The organism is Cupriavidus malaysiensis, assembly GCF_001854325.1.
GTDB lineage: Bacteria > Pseudomonadota > Gammaproteobacteria > Burkholderiales > Burkholderiaceae > Cupriavidus > Cupriavidus malaysiensis.
In genome coordinates this window covers 2,070,316-2,096,467 of sequence record NZ_CP017754.1, presented here as the reverse complement: position 1 = coordinate 2,096,467, position 26,152 = coordinate 2,070,316, and the positions used below count along the sequence as shown (strand labels likewise).

The window sequence follows — 26,152 nt, the reverse complement described above, 5'->3', positions numbered from 1 at the left end:
AAAATACACCAAGAACCCTTGCCAGGCAAGGCAGCAGGTCGATCAGCGCACGAGTCGGACATCACGCCACATCTCGATCTCACACCAGGCAGGGCGCCGCCACTGTGCGGCCATGTCCCGCGGCAGTCACGCAGGCGTGCCGGCGATACCTGTGAGCGGCTTCCTCGTCCAGGCCTCGTCCAGGCCTCGTCCAGGCTTCATCCAGGCCTCACCCAGGCCTCGTCGCCGCCCCGCTCCACCCACTCGACGCGCCAGCGCGCTCCCGTCCCGGCGTCCGGCCAGCGCCGGTGCATGCCGAGCCCGGCGGCCAGCACCAGCGTATCCCCGGCCCACAGCAGCGGCAGCGCGGCGCGGCGCCAGGCCGGTACGCCGGCCTCCTGGTAGGCCTGCTTGAGCGCCCGCGCGCGGCCGCCCGGCCGCAGCACGATGCGTTCGCCGCCACGCCGGGGAGCCAGCGCAAGCGGCTGGCGCAGCACCGCCTCCGGCACGCCGAAGGTATCGTCGCGCGTGAAATGGAGCGCGCCCTGCCAGGCCGGCACCGCCAGGCTGGCCTCACCGTGCCAGGCCAGCGTCACCGTTGCCTGCGCCGGCAGCGTGCGCGCGCGGCATGCCAGCACCCGGCCCTGGAAGCGGCGCAGGACGAGGTCCTGATGATGGAGTGCCGGCTCGCCTCCGGCATGGTCGAGCAACTGCGTGCGCATCGCCGCCAACCGCGCTGTCGACGGCGCGTGCATGCCGAGTTCGCGCAGCCACAAGCGCAGCACCGCATCGGCCTGGCCTTCCGGCAAGGCCCGGAGCCCGTCCAGGTCCAGCTCGGCCAGCGTGTCCGCGTCGCGACCCGGGCCGGCCAGCCGCGCCAGCCGCTCGGCGGCAAGCTGGTCCAGCAGGGCACCGGCCTGGGCGAAGTGCGCGGCCGCCTGAGCGACATTGGCGCGCAGCGCGGGGAAGGCCGCCAGCAGGTCCGGCATGCGGCCGCGCAGCGCATTGCGCGCGAAGCGCGGGTCGGCGTTGGTGGGATCCTCGACCCAGGGCAAGGCATGCGCCGCGCAGTAGGCATCGATGGCTTCCCTGCCCTCGTCCAGCCAGGGACGCAGCAGCAGCACGTCGGACCCGGGCGCGAGCCGCCTGGCCGCCGGCATGCCGGCCATCCCGGCCACGCCGGTGCCGCGGAACAAGCGCAGCAGCACCGTTTCGACCTGGTCGTCGAGGTGGTGGGCGAACAGCAGCAGGCCGGCCCCGGCGTCGCGGCACATGTCTGCCAGCGCCGCATAGCGCGCGCGCCGCGCCGCCGCCTCCAACCCTTCGCCGGCCAGCGGCCGCACCACCGCGCGGCGCACGAAGTAGCCGACCTGCCAGCGCGCGCACAGGTCCGCACAGAAGGCATCCCACTGGTCGGCCTGTGCCTGCAGGCCGTGGTGCACGTGCAGCGCCACCAGCCGCGCCGGCAACGCGCCGTCGGCAAGCGCCGCGCGCGCGGCATGCAGCAGCGCCACCGAATCGCGCCCGCCCGACAGCGCCACCGCAACGGCTCCCGCCGCACCGCCAGAAACAACAAAGGCCGCACCGCCCCGCAGGGACTGTGCGACCTTGTCGGTCAGGCGCGCGGAGGGATCACTCGCGGGCGCCGGTTTCCTTGAACTTGCCATAGGCCAGCAGGCGCTCGTGGCGCCGTGCCTGCAGTTCCTTCACGCCCATGCCCTGGAACTGGCGCAGCGCATCGGCGAGCGAGCGCTTGAGCATGGCGGCCATGCCCTTCGGGTCGCGATGGGCGCCGCCCAGCGGCTCGTTGACGATCCTGTCGATCAGGCCAAGCGCCTTCAAGCGGTGCGCGGTCAGGCCCAGCGCCTCGGCGGCCTCGGGGGCCTTCTCGGCGGTCTTCCACAGGATGGAAGCGCAGCCCTCGGGCGAGATCACCGCATAGGTGGCGAACTGCAGCATCTGCACCACGTCGCCCACCGCGATGGCCAGCGCGCCGCCCGAGCCGCCTTCGCCGATGATGGTGGCGATCAGGGGCACCTTCAGGCCGGCCATCACATACAGGTTGTGGCCGATGGCCTCGGACTGGCCGCGCTCTTCCGCGTCGATGCCGGGAAACGCGCCCGGGGTGTCGACGAAGGTGAAGATGGGCAGGCCGAACTTGTCGGCGAGTTCCATCAAGCGCTTGGCCTTGCGGTAGCCCTCGGGCTTGGACATGCCGAAGTTGCGCAGCGCGCGCTCCTTGGTGTCGCGGCCCTTCTGGTGGCCGAGGACCATGCACGCCTGCCCGTTGAAGCGGGCCAGGCCACCGACGATGGACAGGTCGTCGGCGAAAGCCCGGTCACCGTGCAGTTCGTGGAAGTCGGTGAAGATTTCCCGCACGTAGTCCAGCGTGTACGGACGTTGCGGGTGGCGGGCGATCTGCGCGACCTGCCAGGGGCTCAGGTTCGCGTAGATGTCCTTGGTGAGCTGCTGGCTCTTGCCGGCCAGCCGCGAAATCTCTTCGGAAATATCGACGGCCGAGTCGTCCTGCACGAAGCGCAGTTCCTCGATCTTCGCCTCGAGTTCGGCGATCGGCTGCTCAAAATCCAGGAAGGTGGTTTTCATGAAGGCACATGTACCTGTCTGTGAAGGGGCGCATTCTACCGGAATTTACCCCCGATCTTATCCGCCGGCAGACATCGCCGGCGACACTTTCTCGCAAAATCTTCGCGAGAAGAAACTAATACGTCACCGGAAGCGGATCCAGGCTGCGCCACATATACCAGGTGGCCACCGTCCGCCACGGCTCCCAATTGGCCGCGACCTCGCGCGCCTCGCTGCGTGTGACCGGCTCGCCGCTGAAGTAATTCGTCGAGATCGCGTTGATCAGGCCGATGTCGTCGAGCGGCAGTACGTTGGGCCGCATCAGGTTGAACATCAGGAACATCTCCGCGGTCCAGCGGCCGATGCCGCGGATCTGCGTCAACTCCGCGATCACCGCCTCGTCGTCCATCTCCGCCCATTGGTTGACATGCACGCGGCCGGCCTTGAAATGCTCGGCCAGGTCGATGATGTACTCGGCCTTGCGCCGGGACAGGCCGCAGGCGGCCAGTTTCTCGGTGCCGGCCTTGACCAGCTGTGCCGGCGTCAGCTTGGGACAGGCGACGACGAGCCGCTCCCAGGCCGCCTGCGCGGACTTGACCGAAATCTGCTGCCCCACCACCGAGCGTGCCAACGTGATGAACGGGTCCCCGCGCGCGACCAGGTGGCCCGGGCCATAGGTGGGAATCATCTTGCGCAGGATGCGGTCACGCTTCATCAGGTCGGCGCAGGCCTCGTCCCAGTAGGCGGGGCGCACGACCTCGACGTCGCTGTCGACCGGCAGCGGCACGGCGCCGCCCTTGCCGTCCGCCTTGGCCACGCCGGCAGCCTTGCCGGCGCGGGCCGGCGCAGCCTTGGCCGCGCTGGCGGCGGCGGGCGTCTTGCGCGCGACAGCGTTCAAGCACGCCTCCATTCGGTCACGCCACCCGGCTTGTCTTCCAGCACCACGCCGGCCGCCAGCAGTTCCGCACGGATGCGGTCGGCCTCGGCGAAGTTGCGCTCGGCCTTGGCGGCCTTGCGCGCGGCGATGCCGGCCTCGATCTGCGTCGCGTCCAGTCCGTCGGAGGTGCTGCCCGCTTGCAGGAAGGCATGCGGGTCGCGCTGCAACAGGCCCAGGGTGCCGGCCAGCGCCTTGAGCTGGCGCGCGGCGGCGGGCGAAGCGGTACGGTTGACTTCGCCGGCGAGGTCGAACAGCACCGAGAACGCGATCGGGGTATTGAAGTCGTCGCACATGGCCTCGCGGAAGCGCTGCGCATGGGCTTCGTTCCAGTCGAGCGGCTCGCCGTCGGCCTGTGCATCCTTCAGGGCCGTGTAAAGACGGGTCAGGGCGTGGCGCGCATCGTCGAGATGGGCCTCGCCGTAGTTCAGCGGACTGCGGTAGTGGGCGCGCAGGATGAAGAAGCGCACCACCTCGGAATCGTAGGCCTTCAGCACGTCGCGGATGGTGAAGAAGTTGCCGAGCGACTTCGACATCTTCTCGTCGTTCACGCGCACGTGGCCGTTGTGCATCCAGTAGTTGACGAAGGGCTTGCCGCTGGCGCCCTCGGACTGCGCGACCTCGTTCTCGTGGTGCGGGAACTGCAGGTCGGCGCCGCCGCCGTGGATGTCGAAATGCTCGCCCAGCAGCGTGCAGCTCATGGCCGAGCACTCGATATGCCAGCCTGGACGCCCGCGACCCCAGCGCGAATCCCACTTGCTCTCGTCCGGCTCGCTGGCCTTGGCAGACTTCCACAGCACGAAGTCGAGCGGATCCTGCTTGGCCTCGTTGGTGCTGACGCGCTCTCCCGCGCGCAGGTCTTCGATCGACTTGCCGGAAAGCCTGCCATAGCCGGGGAACTTGCGCACCGAGAAATTCACGTCGCCGTCCGCGGCCTGGTACACCAGTCCGTTCTGCTCGAGCTTGTCGATCAGGTTGAGCATCTGCGGCACGTACTGGGTGGCGCGCGGCTCGTGGTCGGGGCGCTGCACGCCAAGTGCCGCCGCGTCCTCGTGCAGGGCATCGATGAAGCGCTCGGTCAGCGCGCCGATGGTCTCGCCGTTCTCGGCGGCGCGGCGGATGATCTTGTCGTCGATGTCCGTGATGTTCTGCACATAGGTCACTTCATAGCCGATGGTGCGCAGCCAGCGCTGCACCATGTCGAATATCACCATGGCCCGCGCATGACCCACGTGACAGTAGTCGTACACCGTCATGCCGCAGACATACATGCGGACCTTGCCGGGTTCGATGGGCACGAAGGGCTGCTTGGCACGCGCGAGCGTGTTGTAGATATTCAATGAATGCATGAAACGAAGTGAATGATGGGGGAAGCACGCCGACGGTGTGCCGCCTGGCCGGGCGCGTACTGCAGTACGGATCACTGATTGAATCACTTCCAGCCGAGCCGGCGCTTGCTCCAGCGCAAGACTGGCGCGTCCCATATCTTACCGGAAGCGCGCCTGGCGGTCGCCGCGGGGCGGCCGAGCGCGTACCGCCCGTCCACGCTTTGCTAGAATGCCGCCGAGTATAACGGACCGCCCGAAAATGAGCCTGCTCCTGCCCTCCCTCGAATTCGCGGCCGCGCGGCTTCGGGCCCGCCGCGGCGCCGCCGCGGCAACCGCTGCCGTGCTGCTGGCCGGCCTGCCTTGCCTGGCCCAGGCCCAGATGCCGATGTCCCTGGCCGCGCCGGCGGCCTCCACCCCGGTGCGCTCCGCCGACCCGGGCATGGCCGACGCCGAGAAGGCCGTGAGCCAGAAGCATTACGCCCAGGCCGTGGAGCAGTTCGACCGCGTGCTGGCGGCCAATCCACGCAACGTGCAGGCGCGCTTCGAGCGCGCCTGGGCGCTGGCCCAGGGCGGCCGCGAGCAGGACGCCGAGCGCGCCTTCGCGGAGATTGCCCAGGACTTTCCCGAGTTGCCGGAACCGCACAACAACCTGGCGCTGCTGTATGCCCGGCGCGGCGAGTTGAAGCGGGCCGAGGCCGAGTTGCTGCTGGCGATCGACGTCAATCCGGCTTTTGCCGTGGCCTACACCAACCTGGGCGACGTCTATCGCCGCCTGGCGGAACAGGCCTACGCCGACGCGCTGCGCCGCAGCCCGGGTGATGCGCGCGCCAGCGCCGCCCTCGGCCAGTTGCGTCAGGCGGCAGCGCCCGCCGCACCTGCCGCGGCCAAACCCGCCGCAGGAGCGAACCCGGCCTCGTCCCCGGCAGCGCGCTGAGATCCACCCGGCCGCGCCCCCCGCTTCGCGCCAGGCCGCTGCGGCGCGCCGCGCCGGGCGGCCGCGCGGCATTCCCCTCGTCACCCAAGGAGTCCGTCATGTCCCTTTCCAGACGCCTCGCCATCGCCGGCATGCTGGCCGGCGCCCTCGCCCTGAGCCCGCTGGCCGCGCTGGCGCAGTCCGCGCCGGCGACCAAGCCCAAGGCCGAGCGGGTGCAGTTCACCACCAGTGCCGGCAAGTTCACCGTCGAGGTCTACCCGGACGCGGCGCCGAAGACGGTCGCCAACTTCCTGGAGTACGTCAAGAGCGGCTTCTATGCGGGCACCATCTTCCACCGCGTGATCAATGGCTTCATGATCCAGGGTGGCGGCTTCGACCGCGAGATGAACGAGAAGCCGACGCGCGCGCCGATCCCGCTCGAAGCGCGCAACGGCTTGAAGAACAAGGCCGGCACCATCGCCATGGCACGCACCAGCGACCCGAACTCCGCCACCGCGCAGTTCTTCGTCAATGTGGTAGATAATCCCAACCTCGACTATCCGGCACCGGACGGCAACGGCTACGCTGTCTTCGGCAAGGTGATCGATGGCATGGATACCATCGATCGCATCAAGGTCGCCCCGACTACCGCCTACGGGCCGATGCGCAATGTGCCGGCCACGCCGATCGTGATCCAGTCGGCCAGCATCGTCCAGTAGGCATTGACCCAGAGAAAGGAAAGCAGATGTCCAAGGTTCAGCTCCAAACCAGCGAAGGCGTGATCACGCTCGAACTCGATGCCGAGAAGGCTCCCAAGACGGTGGAGAACTTCCTGTCGTACGTGCGCAAGGGCCACTACGACAACACCATCTTCCACCGCGTGATCAAGAACTTCATGATCCAGGGCGGCGGCTTCGAGCCCGGCATGAAGCAGAAGGGCACCGACGCGCCGATCGACAACGAAGCCGGCAACGGCCTGAAGAACGACCGCTACACGGTCGCCATGGCACGCACCAACGCGCCCCACTCGGCAACCGCCCAGTTCTTCATCAACGTGGTCGACAACGACTTCCTGAACTTCTCGTCGCCGACGCCGCAAGGCTTCGGCTATGCCGTGTTCGGCAAGGTGGTCGAAGGCACCGAGGTGGTCGAAAAGATCAAGGGCGTGCGCACCGGCAGCTCCGGCTTCCACCAGGACGTGCCGCTCGAAGACGTGATCATCGAGAAGGCCACCATCGTCGAGTAATGCCTCACGCACCGGCGCGGGCCGCGGGTCCGTGCCGGCTGCTGCGGCCAAGTGCGCCCCGCGACCATGACCGCCCCCCCTGCCCCGCCGGCGTCCGGCGTGCCTGAACTCCAGGTGCCCGCGCCGGCGTGGTTCATTTCCGACCTGCACCTGACGCCCGCCATGCCCCGCACGCTGGCGGCCTTCGAACGCGCGCTGGAACGCGCGGCAATGCAGGCACACGCCCTGTTCATCCTCGGCGATTTCTTCGAATTCTGGATCGGCGACGACGAGACCGGCACGCCCTTCGCGGCCGACGTGGCCGCCGCACTGCGCACGCTGGCGACAGGCGGCGTGGCCGTCTACCTGATGCACGGCAACCGCGACTTCCTGCTCGGCGAGCGCTTCGCCGCCGCGGCCGGTGCCACGTTGCTGCCCGATCCCACCGTGATCCGCTGCGCCGGCCGGCGCGTGCTGCTCAGCCATGGCGACATGCTCTGCACCGACGACGCACGCTATATGCGCTTCCGGCGCCTGACGCGCAACCGCTGGGTGCAGCGCGCCTTCCTGGCGCTGCCACTAGCGGCGAGGCTGTCAGTGGCGCGCCGCCTGCGCGCCGACAGCGAAGCCGGCCGCGCGCGGCCCCAGCAGCCGCGCAACTATGGCGACGTCGCGCCGCAGGCCGTGGCCGGGCTGATGCGCGCGAGCGGCACGGACCTGCTGGTACACGGCCACACGCACCGGCCCGCACGCCACCTGGAAAGCACCGGCGAGCGTTGGGTCCTGACCGACTGGGATCTCGACGGCGCGCACGGCGGCCCGCCACGCGCGGCGGCCTTGCAACTCGACGACTCCGGTTTCCGTACGGTACCCCTGGACGACTGAGCGGCCGTGGCCGCCGGCTCAGTCGAACCGGCGTTGCAGGAGCGATCGCCCCCCGCGCGGCCGGCCACCCGCCGCCACGTGTTCAATCGTCACCCCAGCGCCAGCGCGGCGGCTCCCCTTTGCGCCAGCAGATAGCGAGCAGCAGCGCGCAGAGCGTCAGCTGGCTGCCGATGAAAGCGCCCGGCCGGGTGTGCGGCGGGAAGCAGGCAACAGCCATGCCGACCAGGAGCGCATATACGGCATACACCAACCAGCCCTGCCAGCACGTAGGCAGGCCCCAGCCCCATCCGTAACGCTTGGCAGGGAACCAGTACCTGGGGGACGATGGCATGGCGATGCTCCTTGGCAGAAACGCCGGAACGCGCCGGCGACAGCCACATCATAGGCCCGCGCGGCGAACAAGCGAGCCCCGCCGCCGCGTGGACGCGGTGGCGGAGGTGCCCTATTTCAGGAGCTTGCGCAAGTCGCTGGCATCGAAGCTTTCGTTGGGTGTCTTCTCCAGGTGCTCGCCGAGCCGATCCAGCGCCGCCAGTACCGCCTCGATGCGCTCATGCTGGCGGGCCGCGTTGTCGATCAGGCTCTTCAGCGCCAGCGACACCGGATCGTCCGCATTGGGCGTGATGCCATAGGCGGAGAACTCCTGCTTCGCGGCCTGCTGCTGCGGCGGCGCGTCCGGCAGGATGATGCGTGCCGGCACGCCGACCGCCGTCGCACCCGGCGGCACCGGCTTGAGCACCACGGCATTCGAGCCGACGCGCGCGCCGTCGCCGACAGTGAAGCCGCCCAGCACCTTGGCGCCGGCGCTGACGACCACGTTGGCGCCGAGCGTCGGATGGCGCTTCTGGCCCTTGTAGAGCGAAGTACCGCCCAGGGTCACGCCCTGGTAGATGGTGCAGTCGTCGCCGACCTCGGCGGTCTCCCCGATGACCACGCCCATGCCGTGGTCGATGAAGACGCGCCGGCCGATGGTGGCGCCGGGATGGATCTCGATCCCGGTCAGGAAGCGGGACCAGTGCGAGATCCAGCGGCCCAGCCAGCGCAAGCCCGCGTTCCAGCAGCCGTGCGCGAAGCGGTGGAACATGACCGCGTGGAAGCCGGGGTAGCAGGTCAGGACTTCCAGGCGGCTGCGCGCAGCGGGATCGCGCAGCATGATGGCGTCGATATCTTCCTTCAGACGAGTGAACATCGTGTCGTGTCGTGGTGCCATGCCGTGCGCCGCGCCCGTCCGGAAGCGGATCGCGCGGTCGCCGGCATGGTCATTGGCCGGTGGGAACGGGATCAGGAGTGTAAGAGATTTGCTGCCCTGATGCCGTCATGGACTTTGCCGGCGGCAAGCCGCCGGGCCCGGACCGTCAACATCGCTCCGGCACGTGCACCAGCCCGCTGAGCAGGCGGCGGGCACCGGAGCGCACGGTGACACGCCGCACCGCCGCGGCGGGCGGCGGTGCGGCCGGCGCAAAATAGTCGAGTTCGATCGTGGCGGCAGGATCTGCCGCGCCGTCCCCGCCCCCGCCCTCGTGTGCGGAGCACGGTTCGAGCGGATGGCCGTTGGTGCAAGGCACGTGCGCGAGCACGACGCGCCCGGTGTTGCGCAGCCAGATCCGTACCGTGGTGATGCCGTCGCGCGCCGGCACGAAACCGCGCCAGATGGCAAAGGCTCCGGCCGCGGCCGGCATTTCGGCCGCGGGCCCGCCAGCTTCTTCGCCACTGTCCTCGCCCGACCAGTCCATGCGCGCCACCTGGGTGGCGACCGCTCCGATGCGGCACTCCACGTCGCAGCCGGCTCGGCGCGCGGCGCGCATCAGCGCCACGCGGCCCTCGAGGCCGTCGGCATCCCCCGCGGCGACTCCCGGTGCGGCCAGCAAGCGCAGCAGCAAGGCATCGCGCGCCGCGCCGTCCTGGGGCAGGTCGTCCTCCAGCAAGAACACGCCCTTGCCGGCGCCGCTGCGCATGTAGAAGGCCGGAATCTCCGTCACCGCTCGCCGCTCCTGTCGATGGTCAGCCTGCCTGCCCGTCCGTACCGCCGTCCGGGCGGTCGTCCCGGCCGCCCCGGTCGTCCTGCGCGGCCAGCAGCATATGCTTGGCGACGCCGCGCAGGATGTTGACTTCCTCGCGCTCCAACCCGGTGCGGGCCAGCAGGCGGCGCAGCCGCGACATGAGCTTGCGCGGGTGCGCGGGATCGAGAAAACCGATGGCTTCCAGGCCCGACTGCAGGTGCCCGAACATGGCCTCGACCTGCTCGGCGGTGGCGGGCTCTCCAGCATAGCCGATCCCCGCCTCCGGCGCCGGCGCCCCCTCCAGCAGGGCCAGGCGCATCTCGTAGGCCACCAGCTGCACCGCCTGGGCGAGGTTGAGCGAAGCGTAGGCGGGGTTGGCGGGAATATGGGTCACGGCCGAGCAGCGCTCGACCACCTCGTTGGGCAGGCCGAATCGCTCATTGCCGAAGACGAAGGCGATCGAGGCGCCGGCGGCGGCGTCCAGGCAGAGGCGCCCCTGCGCCACCGCGGCGCGCGGCAGCAGCCGCGGCGGACCGAATTCGCGCTGGCGCGCGGTCATGGCCACCGCCAGCGCGGTGCCAGCCAGGGCCTGCTCGACGTCGTCGACGAGGCAGGCGCCGGCGAGCACGTCGTCGGCGCCGCTGGCCATCGCCACGGCCTCGGCATGCTCACGCACGCCGGGCTCGCGCGGACGCACCAGCACCAGGCTGCCCGGTACCGTGCCGAACCCCATGGTCTTGAGCGCGCGAGCCACCGAGCCGACGTTGCCGGGGTGGCTGGTCTCGACGAGGACGAAACGCACCCGGGCGAAGCCTTCCTGCTCCGTAGCGCGCCCACTTGGCTGGTCCAGGCGACTCCCCGTCTGGCTCGTCTGATTTGCCGGCTTGTTATACAATGTGCGATTCCTCTTGGGCGTGGCCCCGGCCTTGTGCTTTCTACAGCACCCGGAAGCGGCGCACCACCGTTCTTCTACAATCCGTTGTGTTGTCAGCCGCCAGCCGTGCAGCGCGCCATCGCGCGCCCGGTCCGTGCCGGCTTGGAGAGATTCATGCACCCGATGCTCAATATCGCCGTCAAGGCGGCCCGCAAGGCAGGTACCATCATCAACCGCGCGTCGATGGACGTCGACCTGCTGCGTGTCTCGCGCAAACAGCACAACGATTTCGTTACCGAGGTGGACCGCGCGGCTGAGGCCGCGATCATCGAGGTCATCCGCACCGCCTACCCGGAACACGCCATTCTAGCGGAAGAGTCCGGCCAGTCCTGGACCGACGGCGAGGAAACCAGCGAATACACCTGGGTCATCGATCCCCTCGACGGCACCACCAACTTCATCCACGGCTTTCCGCAGTACGCCGTTTCCATCGCCCAGTTGCACAAGGGCGTGCCCGCCCAGGCCGTGGTCTACGATCCTGCCCGCGACGAGCTGTTCACCGCCACCAAGGGCGCCGGCGCCTTCCTCAACAACCGCCGCATCCGCGTGACCCGCCGCGACAAGCTGGCCGACTGCCTGGTCGGCACCGGCTTCCCTTTCCGCGACATGGAAGGCCTGGACGAGTACCTGGAGATCTTCGCGCTGATGACGCGCAGCTGCGCCGGCCTGCGCCGCCCGGGCGCGGCCGCGCTGGACCTGGCCTACGTGGCCTGCGGCCGCCTCGACGGCTTCTTCGAGACCGGCCTGAAGCCCTGGGACATGGCCGCGGGCATGCTGCTGGTGACCGAGGCCGGCGGCCTGGTCGGCAACTACGCTGGCGAATCGCGCCACATGGAACAAGGTGAAGTGCTGGCCGGCAACCCCAAGGCCTTCGCGCAGATGGTGCGCCTGCTGTCGCCGTTCTCGCTGGACAACGCCAAGCCTGCCGCCTGACGGCGCCGCACCGCTGGCGCGCGCAGCCGCTGCGGCGGCGCGCGCCGTGGCAATTGCAACAAGATGCGCCAAGCGACCCGTTCGGGTTGACATGGCGCCTCATGACTCTTACACTCCGCCCGTCTTTTCATCCAAGGGAATTTCCGTGGGCTCTGCAACCAGTGACAGTAGTCGATCGCGCATCGGCATCGCTGCCTGACAGGTACGGAATCTCTTCTCTCTTCCGCGCCTGATCCCTCCAGGTAGCGGTGTCTTCCCGCCAGCCCTCCCGGCCGGCCCCTCGCCTCGAATACCGTCTCATCGTCCGTGTGTCCGCCAGCCTGACGGCCGGCTCGACGCGCCTGTCCCGCGTTGCCGATGACAACGCACGGTCGCCGCTTGCCAGCGCGCGGCGACCCGGCGGCCAGCGGACGGCATCCCGCGCCTCGCCCTCCGGAGCGAAAGGCCATAGCAGCCCGGGCCGTGCCCGCGCTATCCGCCTTACCGATTGCAACAAAGGGAGCACGCCATGCGCTTTCTCCACAAGCTGATGCCCGCCACCCCTGCCGCCACGGCCGCGGCCGCCGCCGGCGCCTGCCCGCCGCCGGCGATGCCCGCGTCGCAACTGTTCCAGGTCGTGGTGCTGTGCCGCGACGCCGGCGAGCGCCGCATCGCACAGCAGATCCTCGACGAACTCGACGCCAACCAGATGACGCTGCGCAGCCTCCACGCGCGCAGCCTCGCGCAGCGCGAGCTGACCGAAGTCCGCGTACTGCTGCAGTGCCCCCAGGATGCCCGTGCCGCCATGGTCCGGCTGGTGCAGGTGCTGGGTTTCACGCCGCTGGTGCGCTCGGTGCGCTGGGAAACCGTGCCGCAGCCCGCGCGCGCGCTGGCCGCCACCACGCACTGATCCGCACCGGCGCCACGCTGGCCTCACCAGGAGACCCCATGGACCCCGACCCTAGTTGCCATCCCTTGCGCCGAAGGTGCGGCGCGCCCGGCCCCGCCTGATCCTCCGTCCCGAGCCTTGATGCCGGCGGATCGGCCCCACCGGACCCGCACGGCCATTCCCGCCTGAGCGCAGCCCCGCCCCGCAGGGCCTGCCCGCCTGGAATCCCCGCCCCTTCGGCGCCGCGCCCCTCCGCGCGCAGCGCTTCGCACGACACAGCCTGCTCCCTCCAGAGACCCGTCCGGCCAGCGGCCGCCGGCCCGCTGGGGATTGCGCTCGTCCCTGCCACGCCAAGCGGCCTCGATGCCGCCTGCCCGCGCTGCCGCCCCACTTCACCGAACCGCATCCCGACATGCGTGGCGGCGCTCGATCGCCGCGCCCAGGAGAACCCATGCCGTACCCCGACTTGCGCCGGCGGCGCCTGCTCGCCCTGGCCACCGCCTGCACCGCCCCCTGGCTGCTGGCCGCCTGCGAACCCTCCGGCCCGGCCCAGGCCAAGACAGCAGAACCTCCGTCCCGGAGCGCCACCGACAAGATCCTCGAAGGCAGCCAGATCGCCCTGCCGCCCGGCTCGCCGCTGCGCGGCCGGCTGGTCGTCGACACCGTCCGCACGCAGGAGATCGCGCGGCAGATCCCCGTGCCGGGCGTGATCGAAGCCGATCCCGCGCGCCTGGTCCGCATCGCCCCGCCGCTGCCCGGCCGCATCCTGCAGCTGCACGCCGGCCTCGGCGACGCCGTGCGCCAGGGCGAGCCGCTGGTCACCCTCGACTCGGCCGAGCTGAGCAGCGCGCAGGCCGAGGCCGGCAAGGCGCGCGCCGCCCTGCAGGAAACCCGGCTCGAGCTGGAACGCCAGCGCACGCTGTATGCCGAGGAAATCGCCGCACGCAAGGACCTGGAGCAGGCCGAACTGGCGCATGCCCAGGCCAGCCACGAAGCCGAAGCCACCGCGGCCCGCCTGGCCCAGCTCGGCGCCAGCAGCGGCAACGACCCGCGCGCACGCCGCCAGCTCGTGATACGCGCCCCGATCAGCGGCCGCGTGATCGCCCTGGACGGCGCGCCGGGCGGCTACTGGAACGACACCAATGCGCCGCTGATGACCGTGGCCGACCTGTCCACCGTCTACCTGGCCGCCAACGTGCCGGAGAAGGACATCGCCGCCGTCTTCGTCGGCCAGCGCGCCCGCATCGACCTCAATGCCTACCCCGGCGAGCCGGCGAGCGGCGAAGTGCGCTATGTGGGCGAGACCCTCGACGCCGACACGCGCACGGTCAAGGTCCGCGTCGCCATGGCCAACCGCGACGGCCGCCTGCGCCCCGGCATGTTTGCGCGCGTGACCTTCAGCGGCCGTTCGCGCCAGACCCTGGTGGTGCCCGTGTCGGCCCTGCTGCAGGACGGCCTCTACACCAAGGTGATGGTCGAGCACGGCGAGTTCCGCTACGCCGCGCGCACAGTGCGCACCGGCGACGTGGTCGACGGCATGGCCGAGGTGCTCGACGGCCTGCGCGCCGGCGAGCGGGTGGTGGTGAAGAACGGAGTGCTGCTCAATGATTGACCGCCTCGTCACCCTCTGCTTCCACCGCCGCGGCATCGTCTGGCTGGTGTTCGCCCTGGTCGCGCTGTACGGCCTGGCCAGCTGGCGCCAGCTCCCCGTGGAAGCCTACCCCGACATCGCCGACGTGACCTCGCAGATCGTCACCCAGGTGCCCGGCCTGGCAGCCGAGGAGGTCGAACAGCAGATCACCATTCCGCTCGAACGCGCCTTGCTGGCCACGCCCGGCATGCACGTGCTGCGCACGCGCAGCCTGTTCGGGCTGTCGCTGGTCACGGTGGTGTTCGAGGACGGCACCGAAGGCTACTGGGCACGCCAGCGCCTGCAGGAACGCCTGGCCGAAGTGGACCTGCCCTACGACGCCAAACCCGGCCTCGACCCCTACACCTCACCCATTGGCGAGGTCTACCGCTACACGCTGGAATCGCCCACGCGCGACCTGCGCGAATTGTCCGACCTGCAGGCCTGGACCGTGATCCCGCGCTTGAAGAAGGTGGCCGGCGTGGTCGACGTGACCAACTTCGGCGGCCTCACCACCCAGTTCCTGCTCGAACTGGACCCGGCCAGGCTCAACCAGTACCACCTGACCCTGGCGCAGGTAACTGAAGCACTCAACGCCAACAATGCCAATGCCGGCGGTGGCGTGATGGACCGCGGCGAACAGTCCTACGTGGTGCGCGGCGTCGGCCTGCTGCACTCGCTGCAGGACATGGGCAACGTGGTGGTCACCAGCAAGGATGGCACCCCGGTGCTGGTCAAGGACCTCGGCACGCTGCGCTACGGCAACGTCGAGCGGCGCGGCATCCTCGGCAAGGACGGGCAGGCAGATGCCGTCTCCGGCATCGTGCTGCTGCTCAAGGACTACAACGCGGCCCAGGCGCTCGCCGGCATCCACGCCGCCGTGGCCGACCTGAACGGCAAGCTGCTGCCGCCCGATGTCAAGCTGGTGCCCTATCTCGACCGCAGCCACCTGATCGAGGCCACCATGCGCACGGTCGGCATGACCTTGACCGAGGGCATGGTGCTGGTCGCCGTGGTCCTGCTGCTGTGCCTGGGCAGCCCGCGCGCGGCGCTGATCGTGGCACTGACGATCCCGCTGGCGCTGCTGATCGCCTTCATCTTCATGCGGCACTTCCATATCCCGGCCAACCTGCTCAGCCTGGGAGCGATCGACTTCGGCATCCTGGTCGACGGCGCCGTGGTGCTGGTGGAGAACATGCTGCGCCGGCGCGAGCGCCAGCAGGACCTGCCGCTGACACCCGCCGATGCCATTGCGGCCACGCTGCAGGTGGCGCGGCCGATGTGCTTCGGCATGCTGGTGATCGTCGCCGCCTACCTGCCGCTGTTCTCCTTCGAGCGCATCGAGTACAAGCTGTTCGCGCCCATGGCCTACGCGGTGGGTGCCGCCCTGGGCGGAGCATTGCTGGTCGCGCTGACGCTGGTCCCAGGCCTCGCCTGGCTGGCCTTCCGCAAGCCGCGTCCGGTCTTCCACAATCCGGTGCTCGACTGGCTCGGCCGGCACTACCAGGCCTTCCTGGCGCGCAGCGTCGGAGGCCGGCGCTGGGTGGCGGCCGCCTGTGCCGCCGCGCTGGCCGGACTGGCCGTACTGGGACTGACCACCGGCCGCGATTTCCTGCCCTACCTCGACGAAGGCTCGCTGTGGCTGCAGGTACAGATGCCACCCGGCATCACGCTGGAACGCGCGGCCGGGATGGCCGACGAACTGCGCCGCGTCACGCGCGAGTTCCCCGAGGTGTCCTACGTGGTCACGCAGACCGGCCGCAACGATGACGGCACCGACTACTGGACGCCCTCGCATATCGAAGCCAGCGTCGGCCTGAAGCCCTATCGCGAGTGGCCGGCCGGCATGGACAAGCAGAAGCTGATCGGGCGCCTGGCGGCACGCTACGCGCAGATGCCCGGCTACTCGGTCGCCTTCATGCAGCCGATGATCGACGGCGTGCAGGACAAGCTGTCCGGCGCGCACAGCGATCTGGTCGTCAAGGTCTTCGCCGACGACCTCGCCGAGGCGCGCAGCGTGGCGGGCCGCGTGGCCGGCACGCTGCGCGGCGTGCACGGCGCGGCCGACGTGGCCGTCGATGTCGAGCCGCCGCTGCCCAACCTGAAGATCGAACTGGACCGCGCCGCGGCCGCCCGCCACGGCATCAATGCCGCCGACGTGGCCACGCTGGTCTCCACCGGCATCGGCGGCGCCCCCATCGGACAACTCTATGTCGGTGAGAAGAGCTATGACATGACGGTGCGTTTCCCGTCCGCCGCACGCAACCGCCCGGACGCCATCGGCGAGCTGATGCTCAGCGCCGCCAACGGCGCCCAGATCCCGCTGGCCGAGGTGGCCACCATCCGCACCAGCGCGGGCGAAAGCGTGATCGTGCGCGAAATGGGACGGCGCCACATCATCGTGAGGCTCAATGTACGCGGGCGCGACCTGTCCGGCTTCCTGCGCGAGGCACAGGCCGCGATCGCGCAGGCGGTGCCGGTCGACGGCCGCCGCGTGCAGATCGAATGGGGTGGACAGTTCGAGAACCTGAACCGCGCGCAGGCACGCCTCGCGCTGATCCTGCCGATGACGCTCGCACTGATGTTCGTGCTGCTGTTCGCCGAATTCCGCAATCTGCGTCAGCCGGCGCTGGTGCTGCTGGCCGTGCCGCTGGCCATGCTGGGCGGCCTCGCCGCGCTGCAGCTGCGCGGCATGACGCTCAATGTGTCGAGCGCGGTCGGCTTCATCGCCCTGTTCGGCGTGGCGGTGCTCAATGGCGTGCTGATGATCGCGCAGATCAACCGGCTGCGCGCGCAGCGCGGCGCCACGCTGCGCGCGGCCGTGCTCGAAGGCGCGGCCAGCCGCATGCGCCCGGTGCTGATGACCGCCACCGTCGCCGCCCTCGGCCTGACGCCGGCGATGCTGGCCACCGGCCTGGGCAGCGATGTGCAGCGCCCGCTCGCCACGGTGGTGGTGGGCGGGCTGTGCACCGCCACCTTGCTGACGCTGGTACTGCTGCCCGCGCTCTACTTCCTGATCGAGTCCCGCGCCGAACGCCGCGCCGCGGCCGCGGCGCCGGACCCCACGGCCGGACATGCCGCCGACCCGTCCCCACGCGCCTGAGGAACCCAGATGACCCGACTCCTTGCATTCCCGCCCCAGCGGCGGCTGGCCGGCGCGGCGAGCGCCTTTTCCACGCTGGCGCTGGCCTGGCTGGCAAGCGCATCCGCCCATGCCGGCGCCCAGCCGGCGGCCGGCGCTGTGAGCAGCGCGGCAAGCGCCGCAGCGGCAGGCCCGATCTCCGCCGACGCGCCCGCGTCCGCACCGACGCCCTCGGTCGCGCCCCCCGGTCCCGGCCGGCTGCGCTTCCCTGAGTACCTCGACGCAGTGGAGCGCCACAATCCGGCCCTGGCCGCCCAGCAGCAGACCATCCGCAGCGCCGAGGCGGAGATCAGCATCGCCGGCGTACGGCCCGATCCCAGCGTCACCTACGGCGTCAGCAATATCGAGATGAGCCGCGCCGTATCGCCCAAGCCGCCCCGCACCCAAGAGGTGGGGCTGGACCTGCCGATCGAACTGGGCGGTAAGCGCGCGCGCCGCATCCAGGCCGCCAGGTCCAACCTGCGCCTGACCGAGGCCGGCGTGGAAGGCTTCCGCAACGGGCTCTACAGCGAAGCCGCGGCGGCCTTCGTGGAAGCCTGCCGCAGCCGCGCCGCGCTGGCGCGCCAGGAGTCCTCGCTGGCGGCGCTGGCGGAAATCGCGCGCGCCAATGCGGTACGCCAACGCGCCGGCGACGTCGGCGGCCTCGAACTGGCGCAATCGCGCGTGGAGCGCGACCGCTTCGCCGCCGAGGTCAAGAGCGCGCGCGCCGCCGCCAGCAGCGCGCAGATCCGGCTGGCCATCCCGCTCGGCAAGCCCACCGCCGAAGCCTTCGGCGACATGGCGCTCGACTGCGAGCACCTGCCGCCCGTGCCACCGGCGCTCGATGCCCTGCTGGCACAGGCCCTGGAACGGCGCGATACCGTGCGCATCGCGCGCGCGGCGCTGGAGAACGCCTACGACAACCTGGCGCTGGCCCGCGCCAACCGCTGGGTCGACCCGAGCGTGCACGTCGGCCTCGACCTGACGCCCGGCGTCAACGGCACGCTGGGAGACGATGGTCAGCCGCTGGGCGATGGCGTGGCGCGCTCGCGCATGCTGAGCGTCTCGGTCTCGATTCCGCTGCCGTTCTCGCGCCTGCAGCGCGGTGAACTGGAGCAGGCCGAGGCCCGCATCACACAGGCCATGCTGGACCTGCGCGGCGCCGAGCTCACCGCGCAGACGGAGGTGCGCAGCGCGCATGCCACCTACCTCGCCGCGCGCGACAACGCGGAACAATACCGCATGTCAGTGCTGCCGGACGCCGACCGCGTGCTCGACGGCAAACGGCGCGCCTACCGGCACGGTTCCGCCTCGCTGTTGGAAGTGCTGGACGCGCAGCGCTCCGCCGACGACACCTACCAGGCCTACCTGCAGGCACGCGCCGACCTCGCGGCGGCAGCCGTGCAACTGCAGTTGTCGATCGGCGAACGCCCGTCGCTCTGAGGCGCCGGGGGCGCCGGCGGCGCCGCTGGTGCGTCAGCTGGCGCCGGCCTCGCTTGCCTTGGCCGGCTGCCTGGCGCCCTTCTTGCCGTGGGACTTCGTGCCCGCCTTCTTCTTCGCCTGCGGCGCCGACGCATCGGCCAGCGATGACTTGGTGCTGCTGTTAGCACCTTGGGTGTAGGGGTCGAACTTTCCGCCGGAGCCGTCAGGCCCGCCCTTGCCGCTGCGCAAGTTGTAGTCGTAGCGGTCCGCGGGATTGGGACTGTCCTTGGGGCCGGCGGCCAGCACCGGCTGTGCAAGACTCAGGCAGGCGGCGGCGCAGACGGCCGGCAAAGCGGCAAGCTTGGCTCTCATCTCGATTCTCCCGGACGCGGAATGGACGGCACAGGCAGGTCTCTCGCCCGCCGCGGCCGCTTCCTGAGCATAGGCGCCGCCAACCGAAATCTCAATGCCGGCGAGGCCCGCGCGCCAGCGCTCAGGCCGTGCCGTCCGGCGATGCTCTGCCCGCCGGCACCACCGTCCCGTCCCAGCGCCCCACGTAGGCAGGCAGCGTGGCCTGCTCCCCATCGGGCTGCGGCGCGCCGCCGCGCAGCGCCATCGGCAGCACGCCCGCCCACGCCGGCACTGCCATGTCCGCCTCGTCGTCCTTGGGCCCGCCACGGCGGCACTTGGTCACCGACTCGTCCAGGGCCAGCCGCAGCACCGTGGTGGCGCCAAGCTCGTTGCGGTCGCCGCGCCGTACCTCATGCGAGCGGCCCGGCGCGATATGTTCGACGAAGGCATCGAGCGCGGCGGCCTTGTGCGCTTCCTCGACGGTTTCGAACACACCGTAGATCACCGCCGAGCGGTAGTTCATCGAATGATGGAAAGCCGAGCGCGCCAGCACCAGGCCGTCCAGGTGGGTCACGGTGACGCATACCTGGGTACCGGCGGCGGCCACCTTCAGCATGCGGCTGCCGTTGGAGCCGTGGATGTACAGATGGTCGCCCTCGCGCCAGCAGGCGGTGGGAATGCAATGCGTGCCGGCTTCGTCGGCAAAGGCGACGTGGCACAGGTAGGCGTCATCCAGGATGGCATGCAGCTCGGCAGTGTCATAGCTGCCGCGCGCCGGCATGCGCCGGATGCGGGTGCGCGCCGACGGCGCCTGCCGGACTGGCTGGGCCGCCTCGGCTGCGGCGGGAACGGATGCCGGGTTCAGGGCGGAGGGCGACGACGCGGTGGATGCCATACGGATGCCTTCAGGGTGAGAAGAGGAGATCGGATCGCCAGAATAATGAGAGCGTGGCACCATTGCTAGAACCACGAACCCGCAGTTTCCTGGAGCCACCGCATGGACTACGGTCTGTTGCTCGCCACCAGCCACGCCAGCCACCCCGAGCGCATGTCGGGGCAACGGCGGCTGTACGAAAGCCTGCGCGCCGCCATCCTCGACGGCCGCCTGGCGCCGGGCGCGCGCCTGACCGCGTCGCGTGTGCTCGCCGCCGAACTGGGCATGGCGCGCAACTCTGTGCTGTACGCCTACGAGCGGCTGGCCTCGGAGGGCTACATCGCCGGCGACCGCCATGGCACCTCCGTGGCCCGGCTTGGCCTGTCGTCGCCCCGCCTCGCGAATCTGCTGGCGGCGGACCGCGCCGCGACGGCGCCGGGCCTGTCGCGCCGTGCCGCGGGCCTCGGGCGCGAGGATCCGCACAGCGGGGAAATGCTGCCCTTCGTGCCTGGCGTGCCGGCCCTGGACGCCTTTCCGCTGGCGCGCTGGCGCCGCTCGATCGAGCGCGCCTGGCGCAGCCTGTCGGCACGCCACCTGGGCCAAGGCCAGGCCGCCGGCCAGCCGGCGCTGCGCCACGCCATCGCCGAGTACCTGCGCGTGGCACGCGGGGTACGCTGCGAAGCCGCGCAGGTCTTCGTCACCGCCGGTACGCAATCGGGACTGGACCTGTGCGCGCGCCTGCTGGCCGATGCCGGCGACACCGCCTGGGTGGAGGATCCCGGCTATCCGGGCGCGCACGCCGCCTTCCGATCGGCCAGCCTGCGCCTGGAATCGATCCCGGTGGACGCCGACGGGCTCGCGCCGCCGGCCGGACATTGGCAGCGCGTGCCCCCGCGACTGGTCTACATCACGCCCTCGCACCAGTATCCGCTCGGCTCGGTGCTGAGCCTGGAGCGGCGGCTGGCGCTGCTCGCCGCGGCGCGCGCGGCCGGTGCCTGGATCATCGAGGACGACTACGACAGCGAGTTCCGCCGCGACGGCATGCCGGTCCCCGCCGTGCAAGGCCTGGAGGCCGATGCGCCGGTGATCTACCTGGGTACCTTCAGCAAGACCTTGTTCCCGGCGCTGCGGCTCGGCTTCATGGTGGTGCCGCCACAGTTGGCCACCCTGCTGGCCGGCACCGTCGGCGCCATCCCCCAGGGCGGGCACGTCGCCGAACAGCTGGCACTGGCCGAGTTCCTCGACAGCGGGGCATTCACCAGCCACCTGCGGCGCATGCGCCGCCTCTACGCCCAGCGCCGCGATGCGCTGCAGGACGCGCTGGCACGCCACCTGGGCACGCGCTTGACGGTCTCCGCCAGCGCGGGCGGCATGCACCTGAGCGCACGCCTGGAGATGCCGCTGGCCGATACCACGGTGAGTGCCGCCGCGGCGGCACGGGGGCTGGCGCTGCGCCCGCTCAGCCGCTACCTGTTGCCGGGTACGCCCCAGGCGCAATACAACGGCTTCGTCTTCGGCTACGCGAACGTGGCCGAAGACGCCGTGGACGGCGCCGTCTGCCGCCTGGCCCGCGTCCTCGACGAGGTTGCCGGCGCGCGCTCCGGCCCTGGCTAGCCGACTTCGAGGTCGACGCCGAAGCCGCCGGCGAGTTCGCTGTCGATCAGCCCCGTCGCGTAAGCCAGCAGGCAGGCTTCGATCTCTCGGATCGTGATCGGTAGTTGCATCCAGTCCGGCGTGAAGCGCACACCGACACTCTCGTCCGGGCCGGTGATGCGCACCCAGCCGTGGCCGTCTCCGACGCCGATGGCGTCAGGCACGGCGAGCCGGATGGTGAACCCCTTGTAGCGGTGCGTCCGTTCTTGCATGCAGGCCTCCTCCCTCCTTTGTTGCGGAGCAGGATAGCAGCCGGACTTTGCGCGAAATTGACAAGCATCAAGCCGGCCGGCGCCATCCGCGCCGACGAACGGCAGACGAACGGCAGCACTCAGGGGCGCCCCGCCGGTGCGCCGGTCCGTTGCGCCTGGACCAGGTGATGCGCCGCGAGGAAGCACGCCAGCGCCAGTCCGGCGCAGACCGCCAGCAAGCCGATCGCAAGCGGCCTGCCATGGCAGAAGCCCCCCAGCCAGCGCGTCAGTTCCGCGGCCAGGAAGGTCGCCCGGCCGCCGATGCTTTCCAGACGGGTTTCGTAGAGCTTGGTGTCCGGCATGGCACCGGCCAGTTGCCAGCTGGTCTCGTGCCAGGGCATCGCGTCCACCAGGCTTGCACCGATGATGCCCGCCGCCAGCAGGACTGCCCCCGCCAGATACAGGCAGGCTGGCACCACGATGAGCATGCCCCGTCCCCGCCACCACGCAGCTTCGACCATTTCAGCCTCTCCCGCCATCGTTCTTGTCTCAGTATGGGCGGCGCCGCGCGCGAGCGAAAGACTTCCGCAGGCGGCAGGCAAGGCACCCGCACAATGTGTCGCCGGCAAGACCTTGGCCGCCCCAGGCGGCTGTTCCCGCACTCCGCCGCGCTGCTTGCCTTCTCGGTTCGGAAACGCGGCCGCCAGTCCCCAGTACAATACGGACCGCCCTTATTGGCCCGCCGTTACCGGCCCCTCCGTTTTCCCGCACCCCGACTCATGTCCAATCTCATCGTGCATGGCGGCGCCCCGCTCCGCGGCCGCATCACCCCCTCGGCAAACAAGAACGCGGTCCTCCCCGTGCTTTGCGCCACCCTGCTCACCGACGCGCCGCTACGCTTGCACGGCGTGCCGGATATCACGGACGTGCGCAAGATCCTGGAGATCTTCTCGACGCTGGGCAGCGACGTCCATTGGGACCGCGAGACCGGCACGCTGGACCTGCACCACCGCGCCACCACCTTCGACGCGCAGCGCCACCGCCTGCCGGAAGAAATGCGTTCGTCGATCATGCTGGTGCCGCCGCTGCTGGCCCGCTTCGGCGTGGCGCGCCTGGAAGACAACGTCAAGGGCTGCACCCTCGGCGTGCGCGAGATCGACCCGCACGTCGACATCTTCCGCTCGTTCGGCGGCGAGGTGACGCGCGCCGAAGGCTCGCTGCTGGTGCGCAGCGAAGGCGCCCTGCGCACGACCGACCACTGGCTCGACTACGCCTCGGTCACCACCACCGAAAACTTCGTGCTGTGCGCGGCCGCGGCCCACGGCACCTCGACGCTGACCAACGCCGCCTCCGAACCGCATGTGCAGGAGTTCTGCCGCTTCATGACCATGCTGGGCGTACACATCGAGGGCATCGGCACGTCGCGCCTGACGGTGCATGGCGGCAAGCCGCTGGGCGGCGGCGAGTTCCGCTTCGACGAGGATTTCCACGAGATCACCACCTTCCTGGCACTGGGCGCCATCACCGGTGGCGACGTGGTGGTGCGCAACAGCGCACCGGAGAATTTCCCGCTGATCGACCGCACCTTCGCCAAGTTCGGCATCGGCATCGTGCACGAGGACGGCTGGTCGCGCGTGGCACGTTCGGGCCCGCTGCAGGTGCAGACGCCCTTCACCAGCAACGTGCTGACCAAGGTCGAGGCCGCACCCTGGCCCTATTTCCCGGTCGACCTGCTGCCGATCTTCATCGCCCTGGGCGTGCGTGCGCAGGGCAATGCGATGTTCTGGAACAAGGTCTACGACGGCGCGCTGGGCTGGACCGGCGAGTTGTCCAAGTTCGGCGCCCATGTCTTCTCCTCCGATCCTCACCGCCTGATTACCTTCGGCGGCAACCCGCTCACCCCGGCGGTGGTGGAGAGCCCCTACATCATCCGCGTGGCGATCGCCCTGTTCATGGTCGCCGCCAGCATCGACGGCCGCTCCGAGATCCGCAATGCCACGCCGATCCGCCGCGCCCATCCGCGCTTCGTGGAGAACCTGCGCAGCCTGGGCGCGCAGGTGGAGTGGACCAGCGAAGGCTGACGCGGCTGTATGGCAGGCGCGTCCCGGCGGCCTGGGTGGCGCCGGAACGTGCTTGCGTGGCCCCCTGCCGGAGCCATTGGCGGCACGGTCAGCATTGGCGGACCATGCCTCGCGCAGGCGGCCGTGACAGCGCTCCTGTGCGGAATCGTGCTCCCGCCGATGCATAAGGAGCGGCGATTGTCATTGCGCCCTTTCTGATTCTTTCGCATTCCTCACATCCGGACATCAAGTTCCGGGCCTCCGCTGCCGTTAGTCGGGTCATCACCTGACTGCGCCAGCGCAGTAGCACCCAGACCGAAGGACAGATCCCCCACCCCGACCAGACCGCTGCGCTGGCAAGCCGAACGCTTGCCGGGCGGGATCTCCTGCGCCTCGCCGGCACGCCGCATGACGCCGGCAAGCGCTGCCCTCGCTCAGCCAGGACAACGCCCTTCCCAACTGAACCACCTGCTGGTGAATTGCATGAACTGGTTTCGCAACCTCAAGCTGGCGCACAAGCTGCTGCTGGCCTTCGTCTCCCTGCTGGCGTTGACCGCGCTGCTCGGCATCTTCTCGATTCTGCAGCTCGGCATGGTCAACCAGGCGTCGACCGACATGGCCACCAACTGGCTGCCGTCGATACGCGCGGCCGGCGAGATCGAATACGGCCTGTCGCGCATGCGCAGCGGCGTGCTCCAGCACATCATCTCGCATGATGCGGCCACCAAGCAGAAATACGATGCCCTGATGGGCCAGATCCGCGACAAGCTGCAGAAGGACGAGCGAACCTATCGCGCGCTGATCTCCAGCGAGCAGGAGAAGCAGGCCTACGAGGCCTTCGACAAGCAGCAGGTCGCCTACGATGCGCTGATGCAGAAGGCACTGGAGCTGTCGCGCTCCGACCAGGCCGACGCGGCCATGGACATCATGCGCGGCGAGGGCCTGGAGCGGTTCAACGGCCTGGAGGCTGGCATCGGGGAAATCGTCCGCATCAACGAGGCCGGCGCCAACCAGGCCTCCGCTGACAGCGACACCCGCTATGCCTCGTCGCGCGCCTGGATCATCGGCCTGCTGGTAGGCGGCGTCGCGCTCGGCCTGGCCCTGGCGCTGTGGCTGGCGCGGCTGGTTTCGCGTCCGCTGCAGCAGGCCGTGGCCATCGCGCAGACCGTGGCCGGCGGCGACCTCGGCAGCCGCATCGAGGTGAACTCCCGCGACGAGACCGGCCAGCTGCTGCAGGCGCTCAAGCAGATGAATGAAAGCCTGGTGCGCATCGTCGGCGAGGTGCGCAGCGGCACCGAGTTGATCGGCAGCGCGTCGGCGGAGATCGCCACCGGCAACCTGGACCTGTCTTCGCGCACCGAAGAGCAGGCAAGTTCGCTGGAAGAGACGGCGGCGTCGATGGAGCAGCTGACAGCCACTGTCAAGCAGAACGCGGAAAGCGCACGCCAGGCCAATCAGCTGGTGCTGTCCGCTTCCGACGTGGCCAGCCGCGGCGGTGCCGTGGTGGCCCGCGTGGTCGACACCATGCACGCCATCCACGATGCCTCGCAGAAGATCGTCGACATCATCGGCGTGATCGACAGCATCGCTTTCCAGACCAATATCCTGGCCCTGAACGCGGCCGTGGAAGCCGCCCGGGCCGGCGAGCAGGGCCGCGGCTTCGCCGTGGTCGCCGGCGAGGTGCGCACGCTCGCGCAACGCAGTGCGGCCGCCGCGCGCGAGATCAAGGGCCTGATCGAGAGTTCGGTGCAGAAGGTCGACGAAGGCAGCCAGCTGGTCGGACAGGCCGGCGACACCATGGGCGAGATCGTCGAAAGCGTGCGCCGCGTGACCGACATCATGGGCGAGATCACCGCCGCCACGCAGGAACAGACCTCGGGCATCGAGCAGGTCAACCAGGCCATCGCGCAGATCGACGAGGTGACGCAGCAGAACGCCGCCCTGGTGGAAGAAGCCTCGGCCGCCTCGCAGTCGATGCAGGAGCAGGCCAGCAAGCTGGTACAGACGGTAAGCGCGTTCAAGCTCGCCGGCGCCGCCTCATCCGCGCAGAGCAACGCGGTGCCCGCCTCGTCCGCATCGGCGGCGCGCGCCACACGAACGGTCCGCCCCACCGCGCCCCGGGCTGCGCCGGCCGCCACCAAGCCTGCCGCAAGCGTGCCGGCAGCCAGCGCTGCAGCCCGCGCCCCCGCTACCCTGGCCGCGCCGATGACATCGCGCGGCCTGGCGAATGCCGGGGCCGGAGCCGAGGCGGAGTGGGAGCAGTTCTGACCC

General features: G+C 70.1%; 24 protein-coding genes. 12 read left to right on the top strand and 12 right to left on the bottom strand.

Annotated elements, in window-relative coordinates; translation table 11 throughout:
• Positions 1-197: 197 nt before the first annotated feature.
• From tilS to cysS, 4 genes are all read right to left on the bottom strand, one after another.
• Complete coding sequence (gene tilS, locus BKK80_RS09270) at positions 198-1,646, bottom strand: tRNA lysidine(34) synthetase TilS (RefSeq protein WP_167366671.1); 1,449 nt, start codon at positions 1,644-1,646, stop codon at positions 198-200.
• On the bottom strand, positions 1,612-2,583 hold the full coding sequence (locus BKK80_RS09265) for an acetyl-CoA carboxylase carboxyltransferase subunit alpha (protein WP_071012203.1): 972 nt from the start codon (positions 2,581-2,583) through the stop codon (positions 1,612-1,614). The genes tilS and BKK80_RS09265 overlap by 35 nt, the downstream gene beginning before the upstream one ends.
• A gap of 115 nt (positions 2,584-2,698) precedes the next feature.
• Entirely contained in the window at positions 2,699-3,472 is a 774-nt protein-coding gene (locus tag BKK80_RS09260) for a DNA-3-methyladenine glycosylase family protein (protein WP_083384022.1), read from the bottom strand.
• Complete coding sequence (cysS, locus tag BKK80_RS09255; protein ID WP_071012201.1) at positions 3,457-4,845, bottom strand: cysteine--tRNA ligase; 1,389 nt, start codon at positions 4,843-4,845, stop codon at positions 3,457-3,459. The genes BKK80_RS09260 and cysS overlap by 16 nt, the downstream gene beginning before the upstream one ends.
• A 238-nt stretch (positions 4,846-5,083) precedes the next feature.
• On the opposite strand from cysS, the gene BKK80_RS09250 reads away from it, so the two are divergent.
• The 4 genes from BKK80_RS09250 to BKK80_RS09235 all read left to right on the top strand — a co-directional run bounded on the left by BKK80_RS09250 (position 5,084) and on the right by BKK80_RS09235 (position 7,847).
• Positions 5,084-5,758 carry a tetratricopeptide repeat protein gene (locus tag BKK80_RS09250; RefSeq protein WP_071012200.1) on the top strand — a complete coding sequence of 225 codons (675 nt, stop codon included), beginning with the start codon at positions 5,084-5,086 and terminating at the stop codon, positions 5,756-5,758.
• Positions 5,759-5,856: 98 nt separating this feature from the next.
• On the top strand, positions 5,857-6,456 hold the full coding sequence (locus BKK80_RS09245) for a peptidylprolyl isomerase (RefSeq protein ID WP_071069180.1): 600 nt from the start codon (positions 5,857-5,859) through the stop codon (positions 6,454-6,456).
• 26 nt (positions 6,457-6,482) lie between these two features.
• On the top strand, positions 6,483-6,983 hold the full coding sequence (locus BKK80_RS09240) for a peptidylprolyl isomerase (protein WP_071012197.1): 501 nt from the start codon (positions 6,483-6,485) through the stop codon (positions 6,981-6,983).
• A gap of 66 nt (positions 6,984-7,049) precedes the next feature.
• The gene (locus BKK80_RS09235) at positions 7,050-7,847 is read left to right on the top strand and encodes a UDP-2,3-diacylglucosamine diphosphatase (RefSeq protein WP_071037182.1); all 798 of its coding nucleotides are present in this window, start codon (positions 7,050-7,052) and stop codon (positions 7,845-7,847) included.
• A gap of 82 nt (positions 7,848-7,929) precedes the next feature.
• Here the strand turns inward: BKK80_RS09235 and BKK80_RS09230 are convergent, their stop codons facing one another.
• From BKK80_RS09230 to BKK80_RS09215, 4 genes are all read right to left on the bottom strand, one after another.
• Positions 7,930-8,178, bottom strand: a complete 249-nt coding sequence (locus BKK80_RS09230; RefSeq protein ID WP_071012193.1) for a hypothetical protein — start codon at positions 8,176-8,178, stop codon at positions 7,930-7,932.
• Between the two features lie 111 nt (positions 8,179-8,289).
• Positions 8,290-9,033, bottom strand: coding sequence for a serine O-acetyltransferase (gene cysE, locus BKK80_RS09225; RefSeq protein ID WP_071012191.1), 744 nt, complete (start codon positions 9,031-9,033; stop codon positions 8,290-8,292).
• A 166-nt stretch (positions 9,034-9,199) separates the two neighbouring features.
• Complete coding sequence (locus BKK80_RS09220; RefSeq protein ID WP_071037184.1) at positions 9,200-9,823, bottom strand: PrpF domain-containing protein; 624 nt, start codon at positions 9,821-9,823, stop codon at positions 9,200-9,202.
• 22 nt (positions 9,824-9,845) lie between these two features.
• A complete protein-coding gene (locus BKK80_RS09215) occupies positions 9,846-10,739 on the bottom strand; it encodes an RNA methyltransferase (RefSeq protein WP_071012188.1) in 894 nt (297 codons plus the stop codon).
• A gap of 153 nt (positions 10,740-10,892) precedes the next feature.
• Between BKK80_RS09215 and BKK80_RS09210 the strand changes: the two genes are divergently transcribed.
• The 5 genes from BKK80_RS09210 (at position 10,893) to BKK80_RS09190 (ending at position 18,773) form a co-directional block, all read left to right on the top strand.
• A complete protein-coding gene (locus tag BKK80_RS09210; protein WP_071012187.1) occupies positions 10,893-11,711 on the top strand; it encodes an inositol monophosphatase family protein in 819 nt (272 codons plus the stop codon).
• Between the two features lie 508 nt (positions 11,712-12,219).
• Positions 12,220-12,600: a hypothetical protein gene (locus BKK80_RS09205; protein ID WP_071012185.1), complete on the top strand. Its 381-nt coding sequence runs from the start codon at positions 12,220-12,222 to the stop codon at positions 12,598-12,600.
• 430 nt (positions 12,601-13,030) lie between these two features.
• Positions 13,031-14,191 (top strand): efflux RND transporter periplasmic adaptor subunit, encoded by a 1,161-nt coding sequence (locus BKK80_RS09200; protein ID WP_071069178.1) that lies wholly within the window; start codon positions 13,031-13,033, stop codon positions 14,189-14,191.
• The gene (locus BKK80_RS09195; protein ID WP_071037186.1) at positions 14,184-17,312 is read left to right on the top strand and encodes an efflux RND transporter permease subunit; all 3,129 of its coding nucleotides are present in this window, start codon (positions 14,184-14,186) and stop codon (positions 17,310-17,312) included. Before BKK80_RS09200 ends, BKK80_RS09195 begins: the two co-directional genes overlap by 8 nt.
• Before the next feature lie 9 nt (positions 17,313-17,321).
• Positions 17,322-18,773, top strand: coding sequence for a TolC family protein (locus tag BKK80_RS09190; RefSeq protein ID WP_083384021.1), 1,452 nt, complete (start codon positions 17,322-17,324; stop codon positions 18,771-18,773).
• Positions 18,774-18,806: 33 nt separating this feature from the next.
• Here the strand turns inward: BKK80_RS09190 and BKK80_RS09185 are convergent, their stop codons facing one another.
• Together BKK80_RS09185 and BKK80_RS09180 are read right to left on the bottom strand one after the other, a co-directional pair.
• On the bottom strand, positions 18,807-19,124 hold the full coding sequence (locus BKK80_RS09185; protein ID WP_071012177.1) for a hypothetical protein: 318 nt from the start codon (positions 19,122-19,124) through the stop codon (positions 18,807-18,809).
• Positions 19,125-19,245: 121 nt separating this feature from the next.
• On the bottom strand, positions 19,246-19,998 hold the full coding sequence (locus BKK80_RS09180; RefSeq protein ID WP_071037188.1) for a pyridoxamine 5'-phosphate oxidase family protein: 753 nt from the start codon (positions 19,996-19,998) through the stop codon (positions 19,246-19,248).
• Between the two features lie 102 nt (positions 19,999-20,100).
• On the opposite strand from BKK80_RS09180, the gene pdxR reads away from it, so the two are divergent.
• Positions 20,101-21,591 (top strand): MocR-like pyridoxine biosynthesis transcription factor PdxR, encoded by a 1,491-nt coding sequence (gene pdxR / locus BKK80_RS09175; protein ID WP_071069176.1) that lies wholly within the window; start codon positions 20,101-20,103, stop codon positions 21,589-21,591.
• On the opposite strand, the gene BKK80_RS09170 is transcribed toward pdxR, so the two are convergent.
• The gene (locus BKK80_RS09170) at positions 21,588-21,842 is read right to left on the bottom strand and encodes a hypothetical protein (protein WP_071012172.1); all 255 of its coding nucleotides are present in this window, start codon (positions 21,840-21,842) and stop codon (positions 21,588-21,590) included. The genes pdxR and BKK80_RS09170 overlap by 4 nt on opposite strands.
• Before the next feature lie 119 nt (positions 21,843-21,961).
• Positions 21,962-22,342, bottom strand: a complete 381-nt coding sequence (locus BKK80_RS09165) for a hypothetical protein (RefSeq protein WP_071069174.1) — start codon at positions 22,340-22,342, stop codon at positions 21,962-21,964.
• A gap of 258 nt (positions 22,343-22,600) precedes the next feature.
• Here BKK80_RS09165 and BKK80_RS09160 point away from each other — a divergent pair, with 258 nt between their 5' ends.
• Positions 22,601-23,902, top strand: coding sequence for a UDP-N-acetylglucosamine 1-carboxyvinyltransferase (locus tag BKK80_RS09160; RefSeq protein WP_071012170.1), 1,302 nt, complete (start codon positions 22,601-22,603; stop codon positions 23,900-23,902).
• Between the two features lie 462 nt (positions 23,903-24,364).
• A complete protein-coding gene (locus BKK80_RS37825; protein WP_071069171.1) occupies positions 24,365-26,149 on the top strand; it encodes a methyl-accepting chemotaxis protein in 1,785 nt (594 codons plus the stop codon).
• Positions 26,150-26,152 lie beyond the last annotated feature (3 nt).